8 protein-coding genes are annotated in these 10114 nt (G+C 64.7%); all 8 read left to right on the top strand.

The features are described 5' to 3' along the window. The first annotated feature begins 64 nt into the window (after positions 1-64). Genes ACSBOX_RS21435 through ACSBOX_RS21400 form a run of 8 tightly spaced genes read left to right on the top strand, consistent with a single transcriptional unit; the run spans position 65 to position 10079 of the window. The gene (locus tag ACSBOX_RS21435) at positions 65-874 is read left to right on the top strand and encodes a hypothetical protein (protein WP_442546172.1); all 810 of its coding nucleotides are present in this window, start codon (positions 65-67) and stop codon (positions 872-874) included. Next, positions 861-2225 (top strand): hypothetical protein, encoded by a 1365-nt coding sequence (locus ACSBOX_RS21430; protein ID WP_442546171.1) that lies wholly within the window; start codon positions 861-863, stop codon positions 2223-2225. The genes ACSBOX_RS21435 and ACSBOX_RS21430 overlap by 14 nt, the downstream gene beginning before the upstream one ends. Beyond that, complete coding sequence (locus ACSBOX_RS21425; RefSeq protein ID WP_442546170.1) at positions 2222-3769, top strand: SCO6880 family protein; 1548 nt, start codon at positions 2222-2224, stop codon at positions 3767-3769. Before ACSBOX_RS21430 ends, ACSBOX_RS21425 begins: the two co-directional genes overlap by 4 nt. A 17-nt stretch (positions 3770-3786) precedes the next feature. Then, the gene (locus tag ACSBOX_RS21420) at positions 3787-5385 is read left to right on the top strand and encodes an ATP/GTP-binding protein (RefSeq protein ID WP_442546169.1); all 1599 of its coding nucleotides are present in this window, start codon (positions 3787-3789) and stop codon (positions 5383-5385) included. Further along, on the top strand, positions 5382-6356 hold the full coding sequence (locus ACSBOX_RS21415) for a GNAT family N-acetyltransferase (RefSeq protein WP_442546168.1): 975 nt from the start codon (positions 5382-5384) through the stop codon (positions 6354-6356). The genes ACSBOX_RS21420 and ACSBOX_RS21415 overlap by 4 nt, the downstream gene beginning before the upstream one ends. A 17-nt stretch (positions 6357-6373) precedes the next feature. After that, a complete protein-coding gene (locus tag ACSBOX_RS21410) occupies positions 6374-8140 on the top strand; it encodes a type IV secretory system conjugative DNA transfer family protein (protein ID WP_442546167.1) in 1767 nt (588 codons plus the stop codon). Continuing rightward, on the top strand, positions 8137-9189 hold the full coding sequence (locus ACSBOX_RS21405) for a DUF4913 domain-containing protein (protein WP_442546166.1): 1053 nt from the start codon (positions 8137-8139) through the stop codon (positions 9187-9189). Before ACSBOX_RS21410 ends, ACSBOX_RS21405 begins: the two co-directional genes overlap by 4 nt. Beyond that, the gene (locus ACSBOX_RS21400; RefSeq protein ID WP_442546165.1) at positions 9189-10079 is read left to right on the top strand and encodes a hypothetical protein; all 891 of its coding nucleotides are present in this window, start codon (positions 9189-9191) and stop codon (positions 10077-10079) included. The genes ACSBOX_RS21405 and ACSBOX_RS21400 overlap by 1 nt, the downstream gene beginning before the upstream one ends. Positions 10080-10114: the final 35 nt, after the last annotated feature.

Below are 10114 nucleotides of genomic sequence, written 5' to 3'. Positions count from 1 at the left end.
AAGCACTGAAGCACTGAAGCACTGCACTACTGCACTACTCCACGGATAGAGAGGAAGTGAACACATGGGTTTGAAGAGCTTCACCCGAAGCCAGTACGACGCCGTTGCTCATCCCGAGAAAATGAACCCCGGCCAGCTGTCGCGGACCCGCTGGGCCCTGGCGATATTCATCATCGTTCTGCTGTCCGGCGCGGTCATCCTCGGCGTGCTCAACAACCAGAACCAGGGACAACAGGCTCCTAACCCTGCCGCTGTTCCCACCATCGTCTACACCCCAGGGGCCGCAGACCCCGGGAACTGCCTGGACAACACTCCTAAAGACATCACCACCACCGCGCCAGGCGTGGACAGGTGGGAGGCCAAGGCATCCGGGCAGATTCCCGTGATCAAGGGTGCCGGCCCCTGCGGAAAACCCGTCGGAGGCGTGGACACGGGCTTCGCCAAGACCCAGACCGGAGCCCTGGCCGCAGCGGTGCATTGGATGTGGGAGCTTTTTACTGCACCGGTCAACACCTCCACGCCTGACGTGATCCGCGCGGTCGTTGTTACAGGACCAGACCGTGACGGTCTGGAGGCGCAGGCCAAGCGTGTCCTCTCCGGGGCGCAGGCCCCCGATCCTGATTACAGGAGCATCACTCACCTTGCCGGATACCGGATCCAGCTCCAAGCTGACACCGCTCTGGTGGATATGGGATTCGTTTCGCAAGTTGGTACAGAGAAGATCAACGGCACAACGCGGATCACTCTCCACTGGGAAGGAAACGACTGGAAAGTCGTGCCTGCCGGATCGGATTCTTTCGCACGTGGCACAAAGGTAACGAGCTTCGACGGCTACGTTCCTTTCTCTGCAGAGGTGTCCAATGCAGCGCACTGATTTGATAGGCGACTTGGTCGGCGGTGCCGTCAATAACGCCGTTCAGGATGCTTGGGTGGGTTTGGCCGGAAAGTTGTACGAAGGTGTGGTCACAGCGTTGCAGTGGCTTTCGTCGTGGTGGCTGAATATCCCGGCCCCGTCGTTGATGAATGCGGGCGGGGATTCCCCGGCGCAGAAGGTGATGCTCTACACGCGGGTTTTGATCGGTGTGGTCGGCATGCTGTCCACGGCCTTCGTGGTGGTGCAGTACGCGATGCGCAAGAACAACAACAACGGGGAGCAGCTGGCCTGGGCCATTGGCCGCACGGTGGTGTTCTCCGGGCTGACGCTGTCCGTGGTGGGGCTCCTGCTGGCCTTCGGTGACTTGTCGGCCCCGTGGTTCGTGACAATGATCGGCGGGGAGACGGACTTCAACAAGTCGCTGTTCACGCTCTCCGGGGACCAGAAAGCGGTCATGGGCATGTTGACCAGCAACAACGGCGGCCAGAGCGTGGTGATCATCCTGATCATCGTGTTCCTGATCGCCCTGGTGGGGTCCTTGATGAACTTCTTCTTCATGATCTTCTCCTACGGGATGCTCCCGATCGTGGCCGGCATGATCCCGGTTCTCGCGGCCGGATCGGTCACGGAGCGCGGCGCGGCCGCGTTCTACAAGGTGATCGGCTGGACCTTGGCAACATGCCTTTTCAAACCCATCGCCGGCATCATCTATGGCGGCGGTATCGCCATGGTGAAGCTACTGACCTCAACAGATGGCGCGAAGCTCGGCGCTGACCAGCTGGCACTGCAGACCATGGCCGGGTTCATGGTGATCGGCGCGGCCGGCCTGGTCCTGCCTGCCCTGATCCGCTTGGTCGTTCCGACGATGGCGGCAGCGTCCCGCGGCGTCGGGGCCGGTGCCCTGGTGATGGCGGGCATGACGGCCGCGACCGGGGCAATCATGGGCGGTGCGTCGTTGATGGGTAAGATCGGCGGCTCCCAGGCCCAGAACCTGGCCCGGGGCGGCCGGATGGGCGCACCCGCGATGGCGACCGCCGGCACTGGTGGCGGGAGCCTTGGAGGCCCGGCACCGGCACCGGTGAACCGCGGCCTGGTCAATCCTGCCCGGCATGGTTATCCCGCCCCGCCGCAGCCGAAACCGCTGTCACCTCCGCAGGCTCCGCCGATCCCGAAGCAGGAGCTGGGCGGAGTCAATGGCGGGGGACAGGCACGGCCCGCCGCTCCTGTTCCACGGCCGGCATCCGTGCAGCCGGGGCATGGTTCCGGGCGGCGGCGGATGGACGCGGCTAAGAATCATTTGTCGCAGCACGTGTACAGGGTTGAAGAAGCGATCGAAGGAGGGGAGGCATGAGCCGCCCAATGTACGGAGATATCACCACACCGCGTGCGGCGGGGTTCCTCGGGCTGTCCATGGGAGGGGCCGGCATAGCGTTGGTGTCCGTGATCGCCGCAGCGATTCTGCTGATGCTCGGCTGGCTGATCCCTGCCGGGCTCGTGCTCGCGGCAGGGATCTGGGCCGTGATCTGGGTTGCCACGGGCAAGCGGCAGGGCCGGTCCTCGTTTGAGCAGAGCAGGAACCGGGCCGCGTTCCGCAAGGCCCAGCGCAAAGGCACCACAAAGTACGTGTCGGGGCCGACATCAAGGATCCCCGACGGCACCTTCCGGGCTCCGGGCCTGCTGGCCGGCACCGAACCGTATGAAGGGACCGACGCGTTCGGGCACCGGTTCGGGATGCTGTGGAACCCGCGCGAGAGCACGGCCACGATCTTCTTCTCCTGCGCCGGCGAAGGCCGCGGGTACAACGACCAGTCCACCATCGACCAGCTCGTGGACGGCTGGGCCGGGTTCCAGGCACAGGCAGGCCTCGTCGTGGACCTGGTACAGATCGCGGTGACCACCCAGGCGACGCGGGACCCGGGCGCACGTCTCCCGTCCGCGATCAACGAGGCCCGCGAGAACCACGGCACGATGGACCCCGCCACGGTCGGGACGTTCGTGCGCGAGACGGTCGATGGCATCGTGGCCAGCGTTAATTCGAACATGCCGCGGCTCACGCAGCATGTCGCGATGACGTTCACGGCCGCTGAGATCGCCGCGGAGGGAACGGAAGCCCGGACAGCCGAGGACATGCTCGAAGACCTGGCCATCCAGATCCCGGCACTGAAGGAACAGATCCAGCACGCGGGCTCCCACACCGTCTCTGTCATGAAGATGATCGACGTCGTCGATTACGCCTACGTCGCCTACAACCCCGACCGTGCCTTGGGGGTCGAGCGGGCAAGGGAGCGTGCCCGGGTGAAGAAAGGCACCGGCACGAACCTCTCATGGTTCGAGGTCGGGCCGCCAGCGGCCGATTCCGCCCTGGAGCACTGGGAGCACTCGGGATACGTTTCCCAGACTCATTCGGTCTGGAAGCCTCCGGCCGGGTTCTTCGCGGATGACTCAATGGACGCGCTGTTGATGCCTGACGGTGTCTCGGACCAGAAGCGCATCACCATGCTCTACCGGGTACTGGGGCCCGAGGAATCCAGCAGCACCCTGGCATCGGACCAGACGGACCGTGCTTTCGAGCTGAACCAGGGCGGCAAGGCTGCCACAGCCGTCGGTGCCAGGGACCTCACGAGCGCCGCTGCCGGCGCGGAGGAGCAGGCCCGGGGCGCTGCCGTGGTCCGGTTCGCGTTCGTGATGACGAACACCGTGGCCGCGGGTCCGGATCAGAAAAACCGGCTGGCCAAGGCCACGGCGGCTCTTCGCAGGGCGTGCAGCACGGGTGTCACGATGAGCATCCGTCCCTCGGACGGAGGCCACGACGCCGGCCACGCCATCGGCCTGGGCTTGGGCGTTGTTCCGGCCAAGTACGCCACTGTCAGCTCGGCCATGCGCCGGTCACTCTAAGCGGATAGGAGCGCTCGATGGGCAAGATTGACGAGTTCGCGGACTGGACCATGCATCAGTGGTACCGGATGCTGCGTAAGGAAGCCCCGGCGGCCGCCGCGGCCTACGATGCTCTTCCTGGCCTGACCCCCAGGGGCTTTGAAGCCCCGCGTGGTGGCGCACACCTGCACGTGGACGCTCCCCTGGAGTTCCAGGGCATGTCCACGCAGGTGGGGGGCATGTGGCCGTTCGGGGTCGGCACGGCATCCCCGATGATCGGGGCGCTGCTCGGACGGAACCTGCGCACGGGCCAACCCCTGATGGGTGACCCGCTGTCCCTGTTCCTGGCAGGAATCTACTCCGCACCGTCAGGTTTCGTGCTGGCCCTGAACGGCCGCGGCAAGTCTTCCCTGGTAGTGAGGATCTGCCTGATGCTGAAGGACCTGGGATTCATCCCGCTGTGTCTGGGGGACCTGAAGCCGGACTACGTCGGCATGGCCCAGGAGATGGGCGGCCAGCACATCCGCTTGGGCCTGGGCGGGGTCGGTTGTATCAACGCACTGGACGCAGGCCCGATCTGGCACTACCTGAACAAGCTGTCCGATAAGACCCGGGCTGAGGTCGATGGGCAGATCCATGGCCGGAGGGTGAACACCGTAGCCGGCCTGATCGAAATGATCCTTCAGCGCCGCCTGACCGAGGAACAGTCCGAACACACGATCCTCTCGGCCGCCATCCGGGTGGCCACAGAGGAAGCAGCGGCCGAGGGCCGCCAGCCGGTTCTGGCCGACCTGAGGCGGGTGATCCAGGACCGGCACCCGCGTATCCGCGCCGCCATCCTGGACATGGATGAGAAGGAATACGACGCCGAGGTCCGGGACCTGGTCAAGGGAATCATCGGCCTGGGCCCGGACGGGATCTTCCAGGGCATGTTCTGGGGCGAAACCACTGTGGAGATGGACATCTACCAGCCCGTCGTCTTCGACGTCTCCAGCATTGACGAGAGCGAAGCGCTGTTGCGGGCGGCCGCGCAGCTGGTGATCTGGTCTTACGGACAGGGCGGGGCCCTCTCAGCGAAGATCCTGGCCGATGAGCCGGACCCCGAAGACCCCGAGGGCAAGAAGAAACTGGGCCCCGAGGTTCACCACTTCATGGTCATGGACGAGCTGTGGCAGATCCTCCAGGCCTGGGAAGGGTCGGTGTACCGGATCAACGAGATCACGAAGGTCAACCGCACCAAGGGCCTGGGGCAGTTGATGATCACTCACTCCATGAAGGACCTACGGCTTTCCACGGAGGAGCGGACCAAGATGGCCATGGGCTTCGTGGAGCGCAGCTCGATGGTGTTCCTGGGCGGCCTGGCCGAGAACGAGCAAGAGGATCTGCGCCAGATCCGCCGGTTCTCGAACAAGGAGATCCAGCAGCTCGTGGACTGGTCGGCCGAGGGCACGATCAACCCGGCAACAGGAGAAATGAACCCGCCTCCGGGCCGGGGCCACTTCCTGTTGAAGACTTCCAACGCGCCGGGTATCCCGTTCCGGGTCGACCTGACCGAACCGGAGAAACGGATTCACGACACCAACGAGGCCTGGGCCGACGCGATCGCCAGGGCCCGCGGAAAGCAGGTAGCGGCATGAGCGAGAACCACCCCGTCAACATCAGAGACGCCAAGAACTCTGATATCCCGTTCCTTGAAGGGCAAGCGGACCGGATCGTCAAGACACCGTTCACCTGGACCAGGCACTTGTCCGAGGAGAGCGAGAGCGTCTGCCTCATTGCCGAAGTCGAGGGGCAGCAGGTCGGGCACCTTCTCCTTGGCCCAGCACCCGTGGAGGCCAATACCTCTGACGCGGCAGGCCATTTCACAGGGACACGGAAATTCACCTGGTGGAAACTGCTCAGCCTCGCGGTTGAACCGCAGGAGCGCAGACAAGGCGCCGCCGAAGCCCTCCTGAAAGCTGCCAGGGCCAGAGTACCGGCCTCGGTGCCTGGTATCTACGGGAACATCGCGTTCTCAAAGACGCCCGACGCCGCATTCTGGTACCGGGCCAAGGGGTTTAGGGTCGCCATGGACGGCCTCATCCGGGCCTCTGCCGGTCGCGGCAGCGGCCCGGCAGTGCTCAGGGGCCTCCCCGACAACATGTACTTCTACGCAGAGATGGACAGACTCTGCTATTTTGCCGTTCGGCCGCCAACAGCGCAGGACGAACGCAAACTGGCCTTGCGTGAAATGGACGCATTTGCGGCAAATGTGAAAGACACGCTCAGCAGAGAATACGCGTACCGGGCCCTAGGGGCGGCACTGCTGGAACGCGGCCCGAAGCGCTGTGTCCATCTTGATGAACGCTTCGGCCCCCAGATCGGGACGATGTACGCCTGGGACCGGGAACTGACGCTGGCTTGCAGGCACTGTGTCGAGGAACGGGGCCGCGTGAACGCCACAAACACCGGTTCTGACCGTGAAGACTTCTGCGACGGCTGCCAGCGCACTGCACCCGATGTGGTCGTAGCCGGCGTCGTCGTAGACCTGTACTTCATTTCGGCGGGGCTGTGCGGTGAATGTCGGCGCAACCCGGACTTTTCCGCCCTACCCAGTCCACGCAACTAGAGAGAGGGAAGAGCCATATGAGCACCACCGTCCGCGGGAACCGGCCCCGCAACTGGTCCAGCACGTGGATGTCCGTCCTGTTCGTACTGGGCCTGTGGGCCGGCATCGTCGCTTCTGCCTGGGTGGGGGAGTGGCTGACGCCTACCGGCACGAACTGGGGACTGAACCCCCTGTCGATTCTGTTGCTGTGGGCGACGGGCGTCAGGATCCCTCCGGCGTCCATCGCCCTGCTCCTGGTTCTGGTCGTGGTCCTTGTGTGGCATCTCGTGGCCAGGCTGAGGGAACCCGGCGGACGGTCCCGGAACAAACGCATGGCCGACCGCGCGAAACTGATGGCTACCAAGGAAGACATCGCCGCGGTGAGCGTGCAGACACGCTCAGTCGAGGCGGCACGCCTGCACCCGAACTGCCCTGGCATCACACCGGGCCTGCACGTGGGCCGGTGGGTGCTCGGCGGGGACTGGCTGTATCAGGGACAGCGGCAGTGCGGTCTGTTCGTCATGGGCCCGGGCCGCGGGAAGTCCACTGCCCTGCTGGTCCGTGGCGCCCGTTGGGCTCCGGGCTCGTACACGATGGCCGGGAACAAGGTGGACGGCGTGAAGGAGGTCCTGGCGGCCCGGGCGATCTGGCACCCTGGCGGCCAGGTCTGGATGCTGGACATGCAGCAGGTTTTCCGGAAGTCCGGGAAGCCTGCATTTTGGTTCAACCCGCTGCTGGGCATCACGAACAGCGAGCAGGCCACGAACCTGGCCTCCGTTCTGGAGGAAGCCACAAAGGGCGTCGGCGACCGTGGCGGGGATGCGCAGTTTGATGAGCAGGGCCGGTCGTTTCTCGCCGCCTGCATCCTCGCTCAGGCCCTCATCGGAGGGACCATGGACCAGGCGCACGCCTGGGTTTCCAGCGCCGACTTCCTCAGCCCCCGGGAGGTGCTGATCAAGGCGTCGTCGAATAACCGCTCCCGGGACGAGAAGGAGAAGAATGAGCAGGACTTCTCCCGGCTGGCCGATCAGCTCTTCGGCATGTCGCGCCAGCCCGAAGACACCATGGGCAGTGTCGCTGCCTCCGCGCAGCGCATGGCATCCTCCCTGACTCACGATCACCTACTGGGATGGATCCGACCCAACCAGGGGCTGCCGCAGTTCGACCCGGTGAAGTTCCTGTCCTCCCATGACACCCTCATCGCCCTGTCCAAGGGCTCCAGCCGGGTCGTCACGGGTCTGATGACGGCGTTCCTGGAGGCGATCTTCGAGACCGGTGAACGCCTGGCCCAGGCGAACGGTGGCCGTTTGCCGGTCCCGGCGGTTTTTGACCTGGACGAGTTCGGTAACACGGTCGCGTTGCCGAAGATGGGCGACTGGTTCACGTACTTCGGCTCGATGGGCATGATGGTGCGGGTCTTCATCCAGTCCGAGGCGTTCGGTGAACAGGTCATGGGCGAAGCCGCGTGGCGGGTGTTGAAGAACGCCGCCGGTATTTTCGTCTTTGGCGGCGGTATCCGTGAGAAGGCCTATTTGGCGGATCTGTCCGCCCTGTACGGGAAGACGGACGAGTACACGGCCTCTTACACCTCCAATGAACGGGGGCCGGCCAGCCGGAGCATTTCCAGCCGGCAGGAGGACATCCTGACGATCAAGGACCTGCACACCTTGCCTATGTGGCACGCCGTTATGGAGGAATCCAGCGGTGTCGTGACAATTGTGCGCCTGGTGCCCTGGTTCGAGGACCCTGAGATGGCCGGACCGATCCAGGCCGTTCTTGATGCTGGAAAGAAGGTCGCGGCGTGAGCGAGGATCTGGAAGCGGAGACCACAGAGGACGGGTACACCGTGGACGAGAACGGTGAGATCCTTGCCGATCCCGCCGACGTCCCTGTGCCGCCTTCCGAACAAGAGGAGCTGGAAAATCCGGCCGAGGGTGAGGATCAGGCTGCAGATTCCCCGGACCAGGCCACCGGCCGGGAAGTCCTGGACTTCCTGCTAGGCGCCCAGGAAGCCGCGGCCCTGGTCTCGGACATCCTGCGCCGGAAGATCACCGTGCCGGCCTTCCGGCAGCTCGTCATGGACGGGCACGCCCCCGTCCCGGAACCCACCGAGGCGGACAAGAAACCTGGCTTCAGCAAGTGGTCCATGATGGCCCTGCGCAACTGGGCCACGGCCATCGTGGACGAAGAGGACCGCACCGCGGCGGCTGAGGCATGGCAGGAAGAGATCCCCGAGGAAGCGGAGGAGCCAAGGACTGACTTCCTCCTGGCCGCCCGTGACGCGGCCGGGTTCCTCTCCGAAGCGCTGGGCCGCCGGATCTCCACGGCCTCCTTCCGGCAGCTGGTCATCGACCGCGACGCGCCGGCAGCGGACCGGACCACGGACGGGACCGCGAAGTGGTCCATGGTGGCCCTGCGCGCCTGGGCCCAGGCAGTCCTGGCAGCGGAGGCCGAAGCCGCAGCGCAGATCGACCCTGAAGAGGAAGCAGCGAAGGAACGCAACGCTTTCGCCGGCTGGGTCCGTGAACGCCTTCACCGCTTCGAGTCCCACGATGACCGCATGGGCGAATGGTGCCCCCAGTGGTGGGACCACCCCGAAGCCGTGGACCGCTTCCACGCCCTATGGCTGGCGTACATGGCAGCCGAAGCAGAAGGCGAGCTGTCAGGCTGGTGGGTCAACCACTGGGACAGGCACTTCGCGTTCCTGTTCAGCAAGTCCGGTGTGTTCTCCCAGTGCGCCGGAGGGAACCACAAGGAATTCTCTGACCGGCGCCGGCTGAGCAACGACAAGCTGCCCGCCGACTGGCTTCCCTACCCCGACCGAGTGCCGCAGAAAGAGCAAAAGGAGTCGTGATGCTACCTAACGGAACGACAACCGTCCGAAACACCGCCACGGCCCGTCGAATTGCGCGCTTCTTGGCGTGGTTCTTGTGGCCGGGCGCGCTGATGGTTGCCGGTTACGTCGCACTACTTCTCATGGTGGCGTACTGGTACGTTCCGGGACATCCCGACGGGCTGCTTTCGCTCGGTATCCTCGGCATGTTCGCCGTCATTGCCGTCTTCGGGGTCTGGATGATTGTGCACATCTTCATCGCATTAGGAATGCTCCGCAGACGGCTCGGCTGGTACACCAAGACCGAGAAGAATAAAGCGGCGGTTGCCGACGCCTACAGGCGCGGGATCGAGTGGGCGATCGTCCTCCGTGATCGGCTCGCGGACGGAGCACCGCCGGTGGCGCTTCAGACCTGGGACGTCATGCTTGAAGCCGATGAGGTGCTGCTGATGGACGTCCCCATGCAGTACGGGCGGTGGTACGGCAACGACGCGGTGTACACGCACACGTCAACGGTCGCCTTCGGCCGACCCTCATTCGTCATCGGCTCGATGGTCGGTTCCGCGATCGGCAACGCTGTCAGTCGCTCATCGGCACACGCCGCTGCCCAACCGATGTGGCGCGAAAACCAGACTGTCCGCACTCTTGTGACAGACCGACGGATCATGTGCCGGACCAGCGGCGGCTGGCTCAGCTTCTGGTACAGGGGAGTAATCGCCTCACATCCTGACCCGGCAGGATCTACGCTCGTCCTCGAATTCCGCGACACCGAACCACTACGCCTTCACGGATACGACGGAGCCGGGCTTTGCGTGTTCGCAACGGCGACACTTCACGGACGCTCCACACTTCGGCACGATCCGGGCCTGACATCCCTGCCGGCGGCCCTCCAGCAAGGTAACGACGAATAACGAGGACATATCGTCCACTCGGCGCCGCCCTTTGG

The sequence above is a fragment of the Arthrobacter sp. KN11-1C genome, assembly GCF_052180225.1.
In the GTDB taxonomy this organism is placed as follows: Bacteria; Actinomycetota; Actinomycetes; order Actinomycetales; family Micrococcaceae; genus Arthrobacter.
This window is presented reverse-complemented; position numbering and strand designations above follow the sequence as displayed.

Coding starts and splice junctions, on each gene's coding strand:
- ACSBOX_RS21420 (WP_442546169.1), top strand. CDS start 3,787: ATGGGCAAGATTGACGAGTTCGCGGACTGGACCATGCATCAGTGGTAC.
- ACSBOX_RS21435 (WP_442546172.1), top strand. CDS start 65: ATGGGTTTGAAGAGCTTCACCCGAAGCCAGTACGACGCCGTTGCTCAT.
- ACSBOX_RS21430 (WP_442546171.1), top strand. CDS start 861: ATGCAGCGCACTGATTTGATAGGCGACTTGGTCGGCGGTGCCGTCAAT.
- ACSBOX_RS21410 (WP_442546167.1), top strand. CDS start 6,374: ATGAGCACCACCGTCCGCGGGAACCGGCCCCGCAACTGGTCCAGCACG.
- ACSBOX_RS21425 (WP_442546170.1), top strand. CDS start 2,222: ATGAGCCGCCCAATGTACGGAGATATCACCACACCGCGTGCGGCGGGG.
- ACSBOX_RS21415 (WP_442546168.1), top strand. CDS start 5,382: ATGAGCGAGAACCACCCCGTCAACATCAGAGACGCCAAGAACTCTGAT.
- ACSBOX_RS21400 (WP_442546165.1), top strand. CDS start 9,189: ATGCTACCTAACGGAACGACAACCGTCCGAAACACCGCCACGGCCCGT.